Raw genomic sequence first — 20,919 nt, 5'->3', positions numbered from 1 at the left:
TCTCCTTTTATGGAAAATGGGTTACGATTTCACCTTTAGAAGTGACCTCTACGAGCCCCATTAGTAGATTACGAACCATATCCAGATGAATTTGTTCTTTCATGGTTTCGAATCCTGAATAGGCTTCTTGATAGTACTCAACAATAGGGTTTTTCTGAGTTGAAGATTGGCCACTGACCGCCATCATCAATTGTTGCAAATAGTCAACCTGTTCTACCCAGTTGTCATCAATGGCTTTGAGTAGAGAAAAGCGTAAAAATTGTTCATACAGACCATATTGCTCAAGCAATGCTTTCTTTTCAGAAAGCTCCTTATCAATAATTTGCTTCAAAAAAGTGCGAACTGCATTTTTATCAGATATATCCAGATACTCTGGAATTTCTTTGATATGAAAACTAATATTAGTCACAATAAAGTGGAACAACAACTCTCGACTTCCATAGTTTACAGAAGACACTTGATTTGTGTAACTATCAATAATATCTTCGACCACACCCTCTAAGTCACGAGAACCATCTATTAAACGATCTCGTTCCTTATATACCATCTCTCTTTGAATATTCATACTTTCAGCATACTCTAAAGTTTGTCGACGTGCAGACCGTCCTGCACTATCACTGGCACGCTGAGCTCTCTCTACTAGCTTGCGATACTTACGTCCTCTTAAAACCACTGGATTTGTCATGTCTTGAACGTGGTAGTCTTTATATCGTTTATGCACCCAATTAGGACCAAATTTTTTAATAACATCATCCTCCAAGGATACGAAAAACTTGCTCATACCTGGATCACCTTGGCGTCCTGAACGTCCTCGGATTTGGAGGTCTATCCGTTGACTCTCCATACGCTCTGTCCCAATAATGATCAGTCCGCCCAACTCTGCAACTCCCTTGCCCAATTTTATATCTGTCCCTCGACCAGCCATAGAGGTAGCTACCGTAACAGCTCCTAGCTGACCAGATTCAGAGATAATTTGGGCTTCACGAGCGACATTATTTGCGTTTAAAACATTATGAGCAATCCCTTCACGAAGTAGAAGAGATGAATAGAGATGAGACATCTCTACAGAGCCTACAAAAACCAGAACAGGATTTCCCTTTTTATGATACTCTTTAATATATTCTAAAGAAGCATATACCTTTTCTGGCAAAGTAACATAGAGATTATCTGGATAGTCAATTCGTTGTTTAGGACGATTTGTTGGGATTCGGACAACTTTCATATTATAGGTTTCAAGAAATTCTTTCTCTGCTACCTTTCCTGTCCCTGTCATCCCCGATACTTTTTGAAACATTTTAAATAAACTCTGATAGGTAATCGAAGCCATAGCTCGACTCTCTGGGGAAAGCTTTACATGTTCCTTAGCTTCAATCGCTTGATGAAGTCCACCCTGTAATTTCGTCATCTCTAATAGACGACCTGTCCCCTTATCAACAAGTACCATTTCCTTTCCACGAATGACATAATCTTTATCCTTCGTATAGAGTTTATGAGCTCTTAGAGCATAAACTAAATGTCTTGCAAAGTTCGCATGCTTTTCTTTATACAAGTGATCGATTCCTAAAAAGTTTTCAGCCGCCTTTGCTCCCTTTGTAGTTAGCCAAACCTCATCTTTTTCTTCCTTGAAGATGTAGTCTTCCCCTTCAACTAATGTTGTAAAAAGAGTATCCACTAGCTCGTAATGATTTGACTGAACACGAGGAGAACCTGAAATAATCAGTGGAGTCTGAGCACTGTCTAACAAAATATCATCGATTTCATCAATGATTACATAATCAAAAGGTCGTAAAAATTTTCCTGACTCATTAGATGCCAAATTATCACCTAAATAGTCAAAACCCAAGACACTATTAGTCGTGTAAATAATATCCGAACTATATATCCTTTTTTTCTCTTCAGGTTTCAACTTTTGTTTAGGATTGCTAGTAAAAGGTACACCTACCGTTAGACCTAAAAACCGATAAACCTGTCCCATCTCCTCAGCATCACGTTTAGCCAGATATTCATTGGTTGTTACGAGCATGGTCCCTTTGCCTGTTAAGGCATTTAGATAGACTGGTAATGTAGCTGTTAGAGTTTTCCCTTCTCCAGTATTCATCTCAGCGACATTTCCTTGGTGGATAATAATACCACCCAAAACCTGGACATCGTAGGGGAACATCCCCAATACTCGTCTATCCGCTTCACGTACTACCGCAAATGCTTCCACTAAAAGATCATCTACTGTTTCTCCCTTGGTTAACCTCTCACGAAATTCCAGTGTTTTTGCTGCTAATTCTTGGTCAGACAAAGATTGCATTTTCCCCTTTAAAGCATTGATTTTCTTTAAAATCTTTTTTGCTTTTCTAAGATGGAACTGTTGATAGAATTCTTTAACCACAATGAATCTCCTTAATAGATAAAGAATAAAAATCCATAGATTCAAAGCCAGCACTTAATAAGGAAATTTGGTAATAATAGGTATCCTCAGGATAAGAAAAATTAAATTCAGTTGTTTTTTCTATTTTCTCTTCAACAATATCCCCATATCTATTAAAAAAAGTTACCTTGATGTACACCCCGTCTACGGGCCTACAGTCCATAGAAATACTGAATTGATAATCTTGATTCCTTTTAAGCAGGGGAAGGCTTGCTTGAACCCTAGAAGCTTGAAAGTTTACATTTGAAGACCAACTTCTTAAAACAACGCCTGATGTAACCAATGGATTTAAGATACTGACATGCTGATCTGAATGACAAGTGACGGTTGTACCATACATGTAGGTGCCACTGACCTCTCCCCATTTTATATCGTCTCTTCTATTGATAATCATTGATTAGTCCTTCCAAAATCTCCTTCTAAAATCATATTATAAAAATGTAGGAACCAGGCTACATTGGTATTAGTATCGTCATTATGCCTACCGGATGTTCCTTTTGATAGTACTTTAGCCCCTGTGTTACAAAGATAAGTTACCAATTGTTCATATGCTTTTGTATCCATCTCTTCGTCTTTCATATAAGACAAACCAAAGGTAGTTTTTGAAAAATCTGCACTTTTAAAAGCATCCCAAAAACGTTGATCCAACTCTAGCATATCTTTATCACTTCTTCCACCTGTATGATGTATCAAAACGTCAAATCCTAAATTAGATACCCCAGGTGCATCCAAGCGACCTCTACGAGCAATCGTTCCAACATTCGCTAGTGGTTTTCCGACTACAACAGCGTGAGGTTCAAAAGTTGCTGCATAATAAAGAGATGGAAAAGTTCCCATAGAAAGACCTGACAAAATCAAATCTTTATGATCAAAACCTAGATACTCTAAATAATGACGAATCGTGTCTACTAACTTTCCTTCGAGTTCTTCACTACCCAGATAAAAGGCTCCTCCTTCTAACCGTGGATCTGAAAACAAGAGAAAAGGACATCCCAATGACTTCATCATATAGTAACCCTCAAAACCTTCCGCAGGACGATATCCCGAAAAGTAAACTGCCAATGGAGGTTTGAAGTCTCCTGGATGAAAGAAATAATTAATCTCATCACGTATACTATCGTGTAAAATATTACCACCAAGAACAAATTTACCAAATTGTTTTCGGCTCCAACGTTGATGAAGATTACCCAATTTAATGGTACCTTCTCCTCGTGCTTCAATCGATACAGTCAAGAAAATATCATCATCCTCACGTTCAACAACGATTGCTTCTGAAAGATCTTTTTCTTGATAGATTGTCTCACCAAAAAAATTATCTACCTGACCAGAATAGATTTTTCGAATAACAAATTGAAATTCACAATTTCCATATTTTTCATACTCTAGCCACAATTCTATAGGGAAATCTTTGCCTACCACAAAATTACCTGACCAACATGCAACTTGACTAAAGTCTTCTCCAAAATCACCCTCTAAAGTTAGATAATCTAGTCCTTGGTAAGAAATGGAACCATGAAAACTTGGATGAACTTTGATACTGGATGGAAATAATTTATCTCCATATCCGCCACCGAACAAGGATGTTGACAAATCATCTAGAAGTTGTTGTGGATCTGAAAAATCCACAGCTTGTGCACAAGACCTTTTCAACAAATCCATAATCCCTGCATCATTCGTTTTAAAATCATGGTTATACATAAGAGTATAGGGATTTATTTGATGGATAAAAGGGAGTAAATCTCTTATATATTGTCCCTCCTCTATGAGAATAGCATCGAAACTCTTAATAGCTTCCATATCCATTATTTTACGGAGAGCTTTAGAGGAATTTGGACAAAGATAGTACCAGTCCATATTACTAGGTATGTTATAGTAACGTTTCCAGTTATCAATTCCTATCTGTAAGATTTTATGGTTCTTTGACATGTCTAACCTCCTCAATCCAATCTTGCAATTTTTCTAAGAAGCGTTGTCCAGTGTGCTCCTTGATTTTATCAATAGAATAGATTAAGGACTGATTCCACTCTTTCAGCCTATCTATATAATAATGAGCTCCTTGTGAAAATTCTGTGGTATCAGAAATCACATAACCATTTTTTAAATGTTCAACATAGGCAGTTTCAACTCTATTAATCTGAGGGATACCTGCACTGATTCCCGCTATTTGAGTATAGAGGTGGGGATGTTTATTGAGATCTACAATCAACCGAACAAATTCTAGTGTTTTCATCAACTCTAATTCATCATTCATATTCACAAATTGAAAACGTGATTCTTGATTTTGATTTTCTTCTAATGGATTTTCTGCTCCACCATAGTCAACTTCTTTATCAAGCGCTTCGATAGAAATTTTTTCTTGAATAATTTCATCTACTACTGTTTGAACTTCTTCCATTTGTTCCTGACTAGCAGAAAAGGCTCCAAAAACGACCTCTGTATGTTGATTTTTAGATACAAATGATAAAACTTGAAATAATGCTTCTTTATCAATACTTTCAGAAAAATCTAATTGAAAATAGATGATTGATTCCTTCCTTGTTTGACTCCGACCCAATCTCAAGCGGGTATCGAAAGGAGAGAGATGGTGAAACTTACTTAATTTCTCAGGATATAATTCCTGTAACAGTTGCATCCTGTCCTCTCTGTCCACGATGATTAAGTGAGCTTGTTCAAAAGATGAAGCTAGTTCTCTAAAACTTTCTTGAGAATTACGGCCAACAAAAAGACTCAAAATTTTAATATTTTCACTTGGTAGATGATCAAAAACAAATTGATTGTGATGAGGATGTGAAGGTATAAGGAAAGTATCATCTATCTGTAGATGCTTTTGCAAAAATTTATCCAAAAATTCAGCTATCAGACACCCCATATCAGGATATTCAAGTTGATTAAATCGATAACTAAAAATTGGGTTTATTTCAATTCGCCCAGCATCTTGTATATACTCTCTAAATTGCCAAACACCATTTGGATTAAGATAGTCTTGATAACTTGGGACTCCACCTTCGAAATAAATAACACTTGATACCAGGCCTCTATCATCCATTATATAATGCTTATCTAGCTGACCATCAGTTTGAAAATACTGAATATCGCTAATAAAACCCTCAATACCATGCTCTATCTTCGCATATTTTCTACCTGATTTTTGAACCACAATTGCAAAAGGACCATAAAGAAATTGACAATCTCTATCCCATTCGATATCTCTGATATTTAATACTTGAGTATGTACATCTTGAAGATCTTGCATTTCATCAAAAACAGAATAAGCTGCTGTTTCTAATACACCATGTCTATGTAAATAATAGCGCAAATGAGGTTGATAAGATAATGCTAATATCTGTGACTCAATATCTTGACCTTGAAAAAGTCTAATCTGATTAAAGGTATCATCAAACTCAAAACGAAACTGAGAAAAATACCAGGGAGTTAAATCCGCATGCCAGGGTCGATTACTTCCATACCAAGCTGGAATAAAATAATACATCACAACCTCCTAAATCAATGGCTTATAGGTCTCGTTTAATCTTAGAGCCGAAACTTCATCTCGAACCGTGAAGATCATTCCACCAAACATCATAAATAAACCTGGGATCATAGCAACTTTTAATAGTTTTTCATCAAATAATACAAAAAGCATTGGACCACCAGCCATGAAGACGTTTAAAACAGCACCTATCATTGCAAAACGAAAAACTAATTGATTGATAAATCGACTAGTCTCTTCTCCTGGATAGATTCCATAAATATATTCTCCTGATTTTTTCATCCGATCAGAAATTTGCTCTCCACTCATATTAACAAAAGCAAAGGCAATGCTAAATAGAAACAGAATAACAATATACATATAAATCCAAAGCGGTTTCCCAATTGCAAATTGAGCTGAAAGCTCTGCAAAAACAGTATATTTTGGTAAAACAGTTTGCAACAATAACAGCAAATAGGTTGGTAAACTTAGAAAGGTCATTACATACATATAAGGCATTCCACCAGCTGGATTCAGCATAACTTCAAAATAAGAATAGCGTTTAAAACGATTATGAAGACCGATTTTATTGACTGCTATACGATAACGTGCCCTATAGAGAATAGCCACCAGATAAGTAAAGATAAGTCCCATTAGAACAAGTGATACCAAAATAAACCATGGAACGTGAATGGTTCTAAAGGTATCAATCAAATCTTGAGGTATATTTAAGACCATACTAGTAATCAGGATCAGCATAGAGCCACCTATACCAACCGTTGAGTTAATATCTGATAACCATACTAAGAAGAAGGCTCCAGCTACTAAAAGACAAGTATTCATCAATATAATTAAAAGACTTGGTAACTGAGATTGAATTGGTAAATTTAAGGAAATAGCTAAAGCTTGTATCAAGGCGATAAATAAGGTTAAATACATCTGTCGTCTATTCTGAACTTCTATGGATCCATTGCTTAAACCCAATTTTTTTGAAAAAGAAAACATTTGCCACAGGATCATGCTGGACATCCACGGAGACAAACCAACTGAAAAGAGGGACAAACTACGAAGATTTCCTCCTACCATCGCTGTTGAAAAAGCAAGATAGGCAGCTGAACCACCTAAAAAGTCTCGATTATTTACATCAACAAAAGGAAGGGTCAATCTACTCCCAAGTATATATATAAAAATAAACAATACTGTGGCAAGCCCTTTTTTTACTACAATAGATGAAAAAAAGTTTTTCAAAATTATTCCTCCCAGTCATTAACATTAAACGATTAATTTCTCAGATGTCCTACTATTTTAAATGAAAAAATTAAGATTATAAAAATTAATTTTTATAGTATCTTTTTTACTTTCCTATGTACTTATAACCCTACTATTATAACAAAAAAAGCAGAAAAAATCTGCTCTTAGCTCTTATAAGATAAGAAAGAAAGCTGCTTATGATTATATATTCTTTTATGCATTATCTACCTAGCTTCTCTCAATTACTAATTATAAATCATCACACAAATCAAAGAGTTCTGTGTATCGTCTAAATATTTCAGTATCCTGTAACCCTTCTTCCTTAGCCTGAGTATACCTCCACCTCAAACAACCTAAAACATTATCCTTTTCCTCAGCATAATTCCAACCCTTTATAGTATAAATTGCTAATCTTTCTAACAAGCATTCTAAAACATCGGTTAAAAATTTCTCATTAATATTACTACAAATACTATATATTCCTTCTCTATGGTAGTAAATTTCCTTATGAATATAAACAATTTTTTCTGATTTAAAAAATAATTTATAATTTGTTCGGGAATCTTCTATCACCTTTCCTTTAGGAAATCGAATATTGGTAAACAACTTCTTGTGGAATAATTTTCCCCAACTGGTTACATATAGATAACCATCTAATTCTAATGATGGGAGTTTTAATACAAGTTCCTCTCCTTTATATGTTCTCTCATAGTACTCATCCCAAATATGAACATGATACAATCTGTCACTCTCATTATAGATTGTAAAGTGTGCCACAACAGTATCTGCACTATTTCTAATAGCTGCTTGATGTAAATCTTCCACATAAGTTAAACTTAACCAATCATCCGAATCTACAAAGGTTAGATACTTTCCATTCGATCTTTCAATTCCATAATTTCGTGCATCAGATAAGCCTCCGTTTTCCTTTTCAAAATAGTGAAATCTGCTATCTCTAGCAACATATTCTTGACAGATCTCTCCAGATGAATCTGGCGAACCATCATTTATTAATAGAACTTCTATATTTGAATAAGTTTGATTTTCAATACTATCTAAACACATTCGAAGATACTTTTCAACATTATAGATGGGAACGATAATACTGATTAAATCATTTTTTTGCTCTAGTAAAAAGGGATAGTCTTTTCGTTTTGCCAACTCTAACTTTTCACGTACTTTATCTGCGTCCTCTAAAAATTGATGTTCTTCCAACTGTCCCAACATTCTCTGTAAGACATAGTCATACATGTTAAGGGAATGCTGAATATCTATCCCTTCCAAATCCTTTGTAGCTCTTATTCTCTCTTCAAGCGCATCTATATAATCTAAATGCTTGAGAGAAAAAACGCTAGATAAGCCTGAAGGATTCATACGATAAACATAGGAAGCATTATTAAAAACGTGAATATTAGTGGCTTTCATATAGAGTTTCCAAATTAAAAATTGGTCCTCAGCATATTTTCCATAAGGAAAACGAAGCTCATTGAACAAATCTCGTTTAAACAATTTCCCCCAAGCAGTCGAAAAAGTTAAAAATGGAACATCTAGCATAGAATCTAAGACTTGAATCGCTTGTGCTGATGTGAAAGAATTCAAGGAATCACTCTTAAAATGATCATTGTAAAAATAGAAATCAGAACCATCAAAACGGCAATAGCCTCCAATTAAAATATCAGAATCACTAAGGTAGCTCGCTTGATATAATTTTTCTAAATAGTTTTCAAAAAGAAAATCATCTGCATCTAGAAAAGTGATATAGGCTCCCTGCGCCCTATCCAATCCATAGTTTCTCGCATCAGATAAGCCACCATTTTCCTTTTCAAAATATCGGAAACGGCTGTCACGTTCTGCATACGCTTGACAAAGAGTTGCTGAACTATCTGTCGAGCCATCATTCACCATCAAAACCTCAAAATCCTTAAAAGTTTGCGACAGCACACTATCCAAACATGATTTCAGATAGTTCTCTGCATTGTAGATTGGTACAATGATTGATATTGTTTCTGTTTTCAATAGATGTCTCACTTTCTTACTATTTCTCTTTAGTACTCTCCATGCTTATCTAGGGAATTTTATTCCTATTTATCTAAATGTAGCAACCACAATTGGTCCTCTATTTTTTTATAGGTAGCTGTATCAGACATATCCCATACTATTCCCATATTATACTTCATCCACTGTAATAAACCGATGTGATGCTTTCTAGCTTCCGTCAAATCAATCCCTGCCAAAGCAAGGGTCAGTAAACGATCTTCTGAAACTTTTAAACTTTGACGAATAGGCTCTTCGCCTGGTACTTTAGAAGCACTGTCACCACGGTCACGATAACAATATGGAGCTTTATGAAGATAGACGATACAATGAGAAACTAAAAACAATTTATACATTAAATCAAAATCTTCTGCCCATGAGATGTTCTCTGAAAAGCAAAAACGTTCAAACACAGATTTTTTGTACAATTTTCCCCATGCACTTCCCCAAGCAATATCTGTACCAAAGGTTGAAAACATATAATTAAAAAAAGAATCATTTGGTTGAAATACAAGCGCTTCATTTGTTTCAGCAACATGAAATAAAAACATTGCATCTTCTTCTCGAAAAGTGTAGTAATTTGTAACCACAATATCCGCATCTTGCTCTTTCATTGCCTTGTATAAAATCTCTAAATAATTTGGTTCAACCCAATCATCCGAATCAATAAATGTAATGTACTCACCCCTCGATTGTTTGATTCCAAAATTACGAGCTGAAGAAACTCCACCGTTTTCTTTTTCAAAATAACGGATTCTGTCATCTTTTTCTAGATACTCTTGACAAATCTGTCCTGAACCATCGGTAGAACCATCATTTATTAAAAGCAATTCAAAACAAGAAAAAGATTGTTCCATTATACTATCTAAGCATTTTCTCAGATACTCTTCGACATTGTAAACTGGCACAACAATACTGATTAATTGATTTTCCATATTTCACTCTCTTTTATCTTTTAAAAACAAGTAGTCCCCATTCTCAACATGCTCCAACTTTTCGCGCACTCTTGCTTCCTCTTGGACAAATTCGGTCCCTTCTAACATGGATAAATTTCTTCTTAGAGCAAATTTATACTGATTAAAGGCTAATTCCATCGGATAGGCTAGCTCTGGCATCTCCATCAAGGTTTCAATACGCTCCTCAATCGCATCTATAAAATCTAAATGAGATAAGTTGTAGTTCTGAGTCAGTCCTTTAAAGTTGATTCTGTAGGCATAAACATCTGAATCATACCGAGTCATCTTTTCACTTGCTAGATAGAGTTTCCACATAATGAACTGGTCTTCTGCATATTTCCCCTTAGGAAAGCGAATTTCATCAAATAAATGCTTTTTGAATAGTTTCCCCCAAACTGCAGAATAGCGAAGTAGGGTATAATCCTCCATGCTATCCATGCCTTGTATAGCATCTCTAGCACTGAGCGGAGATAGTAGTTCGTCTTCTTTTGGTTTTGGATAGAAATAAAACATACCTTCTTCAAAACGACAAAACGATCCTACGACAATATCTGCTTCAGTTAGTTGACTTGCATAATACAGATTTTCAATACTCTTCTCAAACATAAAGTCATCTGGATCGCAGAAAAAGATATAATCACCTGTCGCAATATCTAATCCTGCATTTCGAGCATCCGACTGTCCACCATTTTCCTTATCAAGATAGATAAAACGAGAATCATCTTCTGTTAATTTCTTTGCAATAGTGATACTATCATCAAGACTACCATCGTTGACAATGATAACCTCTATATTCGTATAGGTCTGTAGCAAAATATTATTAATACAATGTTCAATGTATTCCTCTACATTATATACAGGAATAATAATTGATATTAATGGAAAATTCATATATACCTTCCTCACTATTTAGATAAATCCTCAACAACTTGCTGATTGTAATCTTCATCTTCAATCAGTTCAATTTCTTGATCAGAATAATATTCTGCAGTATGCTTATGTTGTAACTGCACTCTAGTTTCTGCTCCCATCTTCATCCATTCATACTCCGAATCGATATGGCCAAGGTCTAAAGCACGATAGCCTAATTGAGATAATTGATAAGCTAGTACCTTAGCAGTTGGTCCTAACATTAATAAAATCAAGCGTCCCTCTACATGCTCTAAAATCTTTTCTCGTATCTCCTGAATTTTAGAAAAAGCGTTGTAAGAAGGGCATATAATCCGCTTAATAGAGTTAGCCTTATCAAATAAATCATTCCCAACACCTGATCGCGAAGTTACCCCTTCTACAATTAGTAAATCTTTCCCTTCGAACAATTGTTTCATTTTTTCAAATTGGTCAAAAGCACGACTCCTATCTTTATTATAAATATAAGGTCTTGATATAAAGGCTGAGCCATACTTCTGTGATTGACAATATACTCTGAAAAATGGTGCAAAAGTATCTAATTCTCTCTTCCAGAAGGTCTCAGAGTTATGATCTTGAGGGAAATTTCCTGTAAAAGCTTCAAAAACCTCTGGCATGCAAATTAATATATCTTCCTTGTTTGCATTTAATAAAATGTCTTTCATACTATTAGATAACTCTTCATTATACTCTTGGAATCCTATATCATAACCATTCATAATATGAAACTCTCCATCTCCAAAACGAATAAGTGATTGTTCCGTTTCCAATAATTGATCCAAGGTTTCATCTATAGACATGACTGAAATATCAAATAATTCTTCTTGTTTAAAGGTTTGACGAAATTTATCGGCTCCAATTTCAGAGAATAAACGAATCGCATCCTCCATTTTTTCTAACTCCTGTCTTAGAAAAAGATATTGAGGTACATTCCCTTTATGAGTAGCATAAAATGAAAAAATAGGCTTATTCATCTCACTCATTCTCTCTAAAATTGTCTCATTTATATCCCCATGATTGATATTAAGATAAGCATCCATATTTTCTAATAATTGATCAAAAGTAGCTGGAATACACTCAGGATGTAGATAAATATTATCTCTTTGGCCCAGAGCACTTAGCCACGATCCAAATTCCGTATAAGCAGCTATATGAAAACGATGTTCTGGAAAACTACTTGCTAAATGTTCAATTCCTTCAAATTGTTCTGTTCCTGTTAATGTAAAGAAATCCAATCCCTGCTTTTCTTTTTGTAAAGAAAATTCCCCTAGATGATGAGCTAAAACTTGGTAAAGTTCTAAATTATAAAAATCCCACCATTTTTCTCTATATCTGTATGATGTTGAACTATTCCATGGTTTTCTATAAGTTGTGTAATGAATAATCAGAGGACTATCCTTCATACAAAAATGCTCTTGCCAGTTACTATAAAATGCTACGATATCATGACCAACCTGAACATTGAATCGCTTATCCAACTCCAACCAATTGTCCTGAAAAACAAAGTTCAAGATTGTCTGATCTCCATTAAAATGCTCTAATTCCCAATGTTCGCTTTTCTCACCTTCAGATAATTCTAAGCATTTATCTGAAACGGACAATTCCTTCCATTGTAGATTATCAATGAGCATAACACCAGTATTAAAACTACCATCCACATCACGTACAGCAGCTACTGGAAATCCTTTTAAGTCTGTTAAGAAAAAAGAGGTTAAGCTACCATTAACAATAACATCTGTGTCCAGATAAAGCACTCTCTCCCTATCAATAAGACGAGGAATAAAATACTTAGCATAAGCAATCGGACTAATATGATTTTGTGTTCTCCAATTAGCTGAAATCAATCCCATATCAAAGGGAATATTATAAAGTTCCCCTCCCAGATTTCTCACTATACGTCTTATTTTTCTAAACCAGTCGGGCATAATGCCTTGGTTAATGATATAAAAATCAACTGATTTATTGTGATACATGATGGATTTCATGGTCACAGCCAATTGTTCTGTATAAGCTTGATCAGCAATCAAAACGATTGCAAGTCTTTCTGATGTCATCTCTCCTCCGAAATTCCATATCCAATACTATTCTTCACTCAAGTCAGCGACAATTTGACTCAAGTATGCATCATCATTTGCTAGCTCTATTTCTGTATCTAGATTAAATTCTGCGGTATGCTTGTTTCTCAATAAGACTTTCTTTTCCGCGCCCATTTGCATCCATTCATACTCAGAATCTATATGTCCAATATCAATAGCTTGAAGCCCTTTAGAAGCGAGTTGATAAGCTAATACTTTTGCTGTTGGACCCAACATTAATAAAATCAATCGGCCTTCAGAGTGCTTGAGTATTTCCTCCATGATCTCAGCTTTCTTTGAGTAGGCATTTCTGGACGGGCAAATAATTCTCTTGATGCTCTTAGCACCATCAAATAAATCATTTCCCATTCCTGATCTAGAAGTATAGCCTTCCACTATCAGGATATCTCTTCCCTCCCAGATAGTTTTCATCTTCTCAAACTGTGATTTTGATTTTGATTTATCTAAAAAGTCAATATAAGGTCTGGAAATAAAAGTTGAGCCATACCAAGGGTTATGGCAATACTCTAGATAAAACTCTTCATAATCCTCTAAGTATTGACGCCAAAAGGCAAGTGCTTCTGGAACAAAGCTAAAACGGTTTTTTATACCTTCTTGTAAACCAATCACTAGCTGCGGATTACTTTGTTGCTTGACAATAAATTTCAATTCCTCTGCAAGCTGTGGATCATATTGTTGATAGTTGATAGACTGTCCCAGCATGATCGCTGCTTCGCCATCACCAAATCTAGCTATAGAAGATTGATGCTCCAAAATATAATCGAGTGTTTCATCTATGGTCTGCACTTCAAAATCAAATGATTTATTGGGCAATTGTTTTGTTTCAGCATAGCTCCTAATAGCATCTACCATGACATCAACATTTTTTATAGCAAATAAATATTGCCCCTTATCTCCATTCTGCGTTTTATAGAAGGCAAAGATTGGAATTTCCTTAGCTATTACACTATCTAACACGCCATCTACTGCTCCACCATAGTTAATGTCCAGATACAAGTTTGTACCTTCTATCAATTTCTCCAACTTTTCCGAATCTGACGCAGGATAAAGATAGACATTCTCTTTTTGGGCTAATTCCATCAAACGTGGTCCCATCATGGTTCTTGCAGCAATACGAAAATCACACTCAGGAAGTTTATCAACCAAATATTGAATTTGTTCTAAATCCTGACTATTGGTAACTGTCAGCAGCTGCAATCTTTGCTCTTCTGATTTTTTTTGAATACCTAACTCGAAAACAGCCTTTAATAAAAACTGCTTCGCAAAGAATCCTTGGCTGAGTAAGAAAGAAAAATATTGCACCCTACGACACATCTCAATATAGGTCTCTTCGGACAATTGCTCCACTAGAGCATTTACTTCTTCTAAGCTATCTGCCACCAAACCTAATCCTTGCTCTACGATAAAGGCAGAGTTCGATAAGGTAGATGGAATAATGACTGGAATACCTGCAGCTAAATAAGTACTTAATTTATAGGATAAATTCATACTATAATAGTCAAGATTTTGATCCTCGTTCTGATGGGTACTCCATACTAAGCCAAATCCGCCTTTAGAAAGTTCTAAAAGCATTTCCTCATCTGTCTTCCAACCTGCAATATGCACCTGCTCAGATGTAGGAAATTGATCCTCATTTGAAAAAATTGTCAGTGGAACTGTCCCAGACCACGTTTGTAGTTCTGGAAAACGACTTAAATTTCCCGCAAAATAAATTGACTTTTTAAATACAGGAGAATATAAAGACAAATCATGAGGGTGATCCCACATTTCTTGAAATAGGACATTATTGACTTTAAGCCCATTTTGAACCAATCTTTTTCGCATAGCTGCTGAAGGTAGAATGATGCTATCCGCCATATTATAGAGACTGATATAGTCATCTAAAAGAAAGGCATTTTGTTTAAACATCAAAGGAATGACATCATGGACAAATATAACAATCTTGACTTGCAGAGCTTTTAGCTTCGCTAAAAATTCTCTTTCAAACTCAATTCCATTCCATGTTGGTGTTTGAAAAATGACTACATCTCCCATTGAAACACTTGCTAGAATCCCGTCGAGTCTTCTACTTCTTTCTTCAACTGTTTCAGAAGTTGCATGGTAAAAATAAATTCCTAACTCTTTAAACCCAAGTTGAGTAGCAATTTTTTGAATGGCATTTTGCGCAATGGTTGCTGTACTTTCTCTTGCCATTCCATATAGATTGGTAATATGTAGCTTCATTTCTCTCCACTTTCTATCATATCCTTTATTTTCCAATATACATTTTAGGGTAATTATGTCCTTGAATGCTATCTCAACTAATTTTCAACATTGTAGACTGGAACTATGATACTAATTAATTCATTCATAAGCAATTCAATTATTCTCCTAAAAATTGTCTAATAGACTCTACCATTTTCTCTGGCTCCGTCGAAGAAAAGATATGGCTTCGATTATTCGCATCATGGCTAGTATTTTCAAATGCAAATATAGGTTTTGATAACTGTTCAACTACTGAAAGAATGTTATCTATTTCCTGATAATGATTAATATCTAAATAGAAATCTAACTTACTCAGAATTTCTTGTGATTGATACGGTGTATAGTTGGGATAAAGAGATACATTTTTAAAAGAGTTCAATATTTGTACTTTCTGCCCAAAATAACTATGGGCAAAAATATGAAAATGCACATTTGGAAGTTTTTCTACTAGATATTCTATATGTTCCAACTCTTGCGTATCTGTAAAGATAGCTGTATGAAATAAACTAACTGTTGCAATATCACTAAACGATGTAGGTTTTGTATCCTTTTCTGACAAAATAGTTTGCCAATCCAAACCATTGTAAAACCACCACAATTCTCTATATCTTGTTTTTGATGAATTATTCCACGGTTTATCTTTACCTTCAAAATGAATAATAGCAGGTTTATAATTTTCATCCCAACTATTTGAAAACCACTCTGGCTTTTGAGCCCAATAAGCCAAGGTATCAAGTCCAACCATAAAATTATAATAAGGAGATACTTTCTTCCACTTATGTTCAAATAATAAATTTAAAACTCCTTGGTCGCCGTATACTTCTTGATGTTTTTCTGCAGTCAACTCTAAAAGATTTTGACAAATATTATCTATTTTCCACTTACAAACATTTACCATCATCATTCCTGCATTAAAAATATTTTTATTCCAACCATCTTGAACAGCAATAATGTAATTTCCATCAAAATCTGTTTGAAACAATGATTCTATGGATTGATAAACAACCATATCACAATCTAAGTACAAAGCCCTACTTTCCTCTACAAATTCAGGAATAAAATAGCGAAAATAGGTCATATATCTAATATGCTTATCAGGAGTAGAAAAGTGTTTTACTTTTTCTGCATCAATCCTTATATTTAAAATTTCACAGTTTATCTTCCCCAATCTCTTTTCCATGAGACAAAACCACTCTTTGGGAATATCTTCGTTAAAAATGTAAAATTTCAAATCTCTATTATGATAACAAATAGATTTGATAGTCGTTTCCAACTTGTCACGATAATTATTATCTGCTCCTAAAACGATTGCTTTTTTTATATCCATATCTCCAAATCATCTTCTTTCTTTTACAATAAGATTCCCATCATTATAAACCACACTATTAGCTGGGATATCTTTACGCACTAAGCATCCTGCACCTATGACGGTATTATCACCAATAGTCACTCCTTTTAAAATAGTGACATTACTTCCTATCCAGCAGTCTTTCCCAACTTTGATTGGCGCAGTGGTCCACTGCCACTTTTCAATTGTTTCAGCTGTATAGATATGATCATGGTCGTAAAAACGAACTCCCTCTCCCATCATAGTCCCAGAATCAATTTCAATTCTCTCCATACAATTAAAACTGCAAGAATTATTGATAAAGACGCCATCATGTAAAATCAATTTCCCCCCAGAAATATGGAAATTTTCAAAATTTCTGCAAATAACATTTGTACCTATAATAAAGCTAGCTTTATCATCAACTTGGAAAACATTCCATTTACCATCTTGAATCATTTTTTCTTGATGATTAGTGCCTACTCTAACTTCATCCTGATACTCTATCACTCTAAAAACCAATTTATCTGGTGCACTTGATAGAAAAACTTCCTGACCCTGATTGCCATGGACTGTATTGTCAAAAGCAAAGACAGGTTTTCCTGCTTCTACAAACTTGGCGACAATAGAATTCACTTCTTGAAAATGATTGATATCTAGTAGAAAGTCACACAAGTTGACTAAAAAATCTAATTGTAAATCGTTTGAAATCGTAATGAGACGAACATTGTGATTAGACTCAAGTGCTCGGATCTTCTCAGAAAATTGGACCGTCGCTGCGATGTGGAAACATACATTAGGTAAGTTCTCTAGAAGATATTCTAACTGTTCAATCTGATCACTAACAGTCAAAATTAGGGCATCTCCTACTATTTGATTTTTATTCATTCACTCAGTTCTCTCAATTTCTTAATCATTTCCTGGACTTGATCAACTGGATATGTGTCCTGATCCACTTCATAAGATTTGGTATTTTCAAAAGCTAGAATAGGCTTCTCTAATCCTACAAACTGGTCCAGTATTGCTTCTGTCTTTTCACCATGGTTGATATCTAATAATACATTACTAGTCTCTACTAGTTCCCTATCTAATTCCTCTAATGACACAATTCCAGAATAGACGGTGACATTTGGATAAACCACAAGTCGAGAAAGATTTTCACTAACAATGACTCGAGCCGCAATCTTAAATTGAATATCTGGTAAAGACTGAACTAGGGTCTCAATTGCTTCAATCTGATCTGATGCGGTGTAAATCAAACAAGTAAAGGGAGCTTTGAGTGGATAGATGTGGTGTTTTTGCAAGGCATGTAGATGATGATTTTGTCCCAGCTCTGTCCATTCAAGATTATGATAGTACCACCAAACATCACGGTAGGTTTGTCCAGCGTGTACCTGCCAAGGTTTTCTTTCTGATAGATAATGGATAATTCCAGGATATTCCTGCCCTTCTGGGAAACTATAGTCTGCAAATCGTTCATGAATAACAATGTGGTTATTATCAAAGTCCAACTCTAACCACTGATTTTCAAAAAGCATATTCAAAATGCTTTGATCAGCTTGATCTACCTTGTCATGCCATTCATTCGTTAAATCAATCAATCGTTGGGTCATTTGTTCTTGTTTCCATACACGATTGTTGATAAGCAAAACACCTGCATTAAATATTTCTCGACCATAGTATACTTTTCCACCATAATCTCGAATTGCAGCCAATGGATAATCTTGCAAGTCTGTTTCAAATAAGTCATCTAAATTTTTCGTTACGACCAAATCACAATCCAAATAAAGAGCCTTATCTTCTTTTACAAAGTCAGCTACAAAGTAACGCAGAAAGACTGTATAACTGATATCTGTTTTATAACGTGAAATTTGCTCGGATGTTACTCGACAATTGATAATTTCTGAATCAAATTTTTCCAATCGCTTATTTAATTGTTTAAACCATTCGTTAGGGAAATCACTATTGATGAGATAAAACCGAATTGATCTGTTATGGTAACAAATAGATTTCACCGTTGTCATTACTTGATCGGCATACGAAAAATTAGCAGCCAACACTATGGCTTTTTTATCTTTTTTCTTTTTGTTAGTCAACTCTTCTAGGAGAAATTTCTTTGCTTCAAATTCTTTATAAGTATTGGTGTCTGATAGACCACTAGCTTGACCATTAGCAAGACTCACTTCCAACATTTGACGGTAGACTGATAAGTGTTTTTCAAGAGGATAACCTAAATTAGCTAGTAAAGTAATCCGTTCTGACATTGCATCCACTAAGGCATGCATCCATTTTTCTGTCCAACTTTTCGTAATACTACCATCTCTATTTCGATACGCATAAAGCCCTTGATTCATATAGACTATTTTTTCAACCAACAAATACATTTTTTGATTTAAATAACCGTCTTCACCTAGTTTGCCTTTATCAAAACGTAAATGATTAAATAAATCAGCCCGATAAAGCTTTCCCCAAGCAGAAATCAGGGCAAAACTTTTCATTTCTGACGATTCGTATAAATTTTCAAAGATAGAAACATTGTCATATACTTTCTCATAGTAAGATTCTCCAAATATATGAAAGTAGTACACTCTATCAGATTCATTATAAGAGTAATAATTAGCAACCGCAATATCTGCCTGATATTCCATCAATTTCTTATACAAAACTTCTACATAGTTTAATTCTACCCAATCATCCGAATCAACGAAAGTCACATAGTTTCCAGTCATTTTTTCTAGACCTGTATTACGTGCATCAGATAGACCACCATTTTCTTTTTCTATATAGATGATACGATTATCTTTTTGTACGTATTCTTGACAAATATTACCCGAATTGTCTGTAGATCCGTCATTGACGACAATGATTTCAAGATTCTTATATGTTTGCGCCAGCAAACTATCTAGACATTGCTGTAGATAATTTTCAACATTATAAACTGGAACAATTACCGTGATTTTTTCGCCCATAAATCAATTCTCCTTCCCTATATTATATCATGTTTCACAATACATTTCATTGCAACTCCTCTCCAAGATCTAAAAAACCTGAAAGTTTTAAACTTCCAGGTTTTTTTATTTTAGTTCAGAAACCATCAGCTATTTCAATAGCTTTTTAGTTTGACTCTTCATCTTCATCTTTGCGACGTTTCGCTACTAAACCTAGACCTGTTAGCCCTACCATAGCTCCTAGAAGAGCTGAAGAGACTGAGGCTGACGTTCCAGTATTAGGTAACTGTTTACGTGTTTGTGTCTTACTTGTAGTAGTTTGAGAAGCATGATGAGTTGAAGTAGAACGAGCCATTGATGCACTTGCTGAAGCCGAAGTACTTGTTGACGCTGAGGCTGAAGCTACCGCGCTGGTTGACGCTGAAGCTGAAGCGACTGCACTTGTTGATGCTGAAGCACTTGCTACCGTACTTGTTGAGGCTGAAGCTGAGGCTACCGCGCTGGTTGACGCTGAGGCTGAAGCGACCGCGCTGGTTGATGCTGAAGCTGAGGCTACCGCACTGGTTGACGCTGAAGCACTTGCTGATACTGAATTACTAATCGAATCTGAAGTAATCACACTATCAATATCTAAACTATCCATAGAATGGATTTCAACAAGTCCTTTACTTGTAACAACAGATGTAGCAGCACTTGTTGAGGCTGAAGCTGAGGCTACCGCACTGGTTGACGCTGAAGCTGAAGCTACTGCGCTAGTTGATGCTGAAGCTGAGGCTACTGCGCTTGTTGACGCTGAAGCTGAAGCGACCGCGCTTGTTGATGCTGAAGCACTTGCTACCGCACTTGTTGATGCTGAAGCACTTGCTACTGCACTTGTTGATGCTGAAGCACTTGCTACTGCACTAGTCGATGCTGAAGCACTTGCTACCGCACTAGTCGATGCTGAAGCACTTGCTACCGCACTTGTTGATGCTGAAGCTGAAGCGACCGCGCTAGTTGACGCTGAAGCTGAAGCTACCGCGCTTGTTGATGCTGAGGCACTTGCTACTGCACTGGTTGATGCTGAAGCTGAGGCTACCGCGCTTGTTGACGCTGAAGCTGAAGCTACTGCGCTTGTTGATGCTGAAGCACTTGCTACTGCACTTGTTGATGCTGAAGCTGAAGCTACCGCACTTGTTGATGCTGAAGCACTTGCTACTGCGCTAGTTGACGCTGAAGCTGAAGCTACTGCACTGGTTGATGCTGAAGCTGAGGCTACCGCACTTG

Annotated in this window: 14 protein-coding genes and 1 pseudogene; all 15 read right to left on the bottom strand. The window is 35.5% G+C overall.

Annotation, left to right across the window (positions count from 1 at the left end; genetic code table 11):
• Positions 1–7: 7 nt before the first annotated feature.
• Complete coding sequence (secA2, locus tag QM887_RS08990; RefSeq protein WP_414271325.1) at positions 8–2,380, bottom strand: accessory Sec system translocase SecA2; 2,373 nt, start codon at positions 2,378–2,380, stop codon at positions 8–10.
• Positions 2,373–2,813 (bottom strand): accessory Sec system protein Asp3, encoded by a 441-nt coding sequence (gene asp3 / locus QM887_RS08985; protein WP_414271324.1) that lies wholly within the window; start codon positions 2,811–2,813, stop codon positions 2,373–2,375. Before asp3 ends, secA2 begins: the two co-directional genes overlap by 8 nt.
• A complete protein-coding gene (asp2, locus tag QM887_RS08980; RefSeq protein ID WP_414271323.1) occupies positions 2,810–4,345 on the bottom strand; it encodes an accessory Sec system protein Asp2 in 1,536 nt (511 codons plus the stop codon). Before asp2 ends, asp3 begins: the two co-directional genes overlap by 4 nt.
• Positions 4,329–5,909: an accessory Sec system protein Asp1 gene (gene asp1, locus QM887_RS08975; protein WP_414271322.1), complete on the bottom strand. Its 1,581-nt coding sequence runs from the start codon at positions 5,907–5,909 to the stop codon at positions 4,329–4,331. Before asp1 ends, asp2 begins: the two co-directional genes overlap by 17 nt.
• A gap of 9 nt (positions 5,910–5,918) precedes the next feature.
• The gene (gene secY2 / locus QM887_RS08970; protein WP_414271321.1) at positions 5,919–7,136 is read right to left on the bottom strand and encodes an accessory Sec system protein translocase subunit SecY2; all 1,218 of its coding nucleotides are present in this window, start codon (positions 7,134–7,136) and stop codon (positions 5,919–5,921) included.
• A 252-nt stretch (positions 7,137–7,388) separates the two neighbouring features.
• Positions 7,389–9,155, bottom strand: a complete 1,767-nt coding sequence (locus QM887_RS08965; RefSeq protein WP_373115122.1) for a glycosyltransferase family 2 protein — start codon at positions 9,153–9,155, stop codon at positions 7,389–7,391.
• 65 nt (positions 9,156–9,220) lie between these two features.
• A complete protein-coding gene (locus QM887_RS08960; RefSeq protein WP_414271320.1) occupies positions 9,221–10,108 on the bottom strand; it encodes a glycosyltransferase family 2 protein in 888 nt (295 codons plus the stop codon).
• A gap of 3 nt (positions 10,109–10,111) precedes the next feature.
• The gene (locus QM887_RS08955; protein ID WP_373115124.1) at positions 10,112–11,020 is read right to left on the bottom strand and encodes a glycosyltransferase family 2 protein; all 909 of its coding nucleotides are present in this window, start codon (positions 11,018–11,020) and stop codon (positions 10,112–10,114) included.
• A gap of 14 nt (positions 11,021–11,034) precedes the next feature.
• A complete protein-coding gene (locus QM887_RS08950) occupies positions 11,035–13,092 on the bottom strand; it encodes an SP_1767 family glycosyltransferase (protein ID WP_373115125.1) in 2,058 nt (685 codons plus the stop codon).
• Between the two features lie 27 nt (positions 13,093–13,119).
• Positions 13,120–13,986 carry an SP_1767 family glycosyltransferase gene (locus QM887_RS08945; RefSeq protein WP_414271345.1) on the bottom strand — a complete coding sequence of 289 codons (867 nt, stop codon included), beginning with the start codon at positions 13,984–13,986 and terminating at the stop codon, positions 13,120–13,122.
• Positions 13,987–14,355: 369 nt separating this feature from the next.
• Positions 14,356–15,357, bottom strand: a pseudogene (locus tag QM887_RS08940) (sugar transferase); the annotation flags it as partial.
• A 139-nt stretch (positions 15,358–15,496) separates the two neighbouring features.
• Positions 15,497–16,705, bottom strand: a complete 1,209-nt coding sequence (locus QM887_RS08935; RefSeq protein WP_414271319.1) for a glycosyltransferase — start codon at positions 16,703–16,705, stop codon at positions 15,497–15,499.
• A gap of 9 nt (positions 16,706–16,714) precedes the next feature.
• The gene (locus QM887_RS08930) at positions 16,715–17,593 is read right to left on the bottom strand and encodes an acyltransferase (RefSeq protein ID WP_414271318.1); all 879 of its coding nucleotides are present in this window, start codon (positions 17,591–17,593) and stop codon (positions 16,715–16,717) included.
• A complete protein-coding gene (locus tag QM887_RS08925; RefSeq protein WP_414271317.1) occupies positions 17,590–19,674 on the bottom strand; it encodes a glycosyltransferase in 2,085 nt (694 codons plus the stop codon). The genes QM887_RS08930 and QM887_RS08925 overlap by 4 nt, the downstream gene beginning before the upstream one ends.
• A 145-nt stretch (positions 19,675–19,819) precedes the next feature.
• Positions 19,820–20,919 (bottom strand): LPXTG cell wall anchor domain-containing protein (locus tag QM887_RS08920; protein ID WP_414271316.1); only part of this gene is annotated, 1,100 nt, incomplete at its 5' end.

This window comes from Streptococcus infantis (genome assembly GCF_047460875.1).
Taxonomy (GTDB): domain Bacteria; phylum Bacillota; class Bacilli; order Lactobacillales; family Streptococcaceae; genus Streptococcus; species Streptococcus infantis_AA.
Note: the sequence above shows the minus strand (reverse complement) of the source record. Positions and strands in the feature narration are given on the sequence as shown.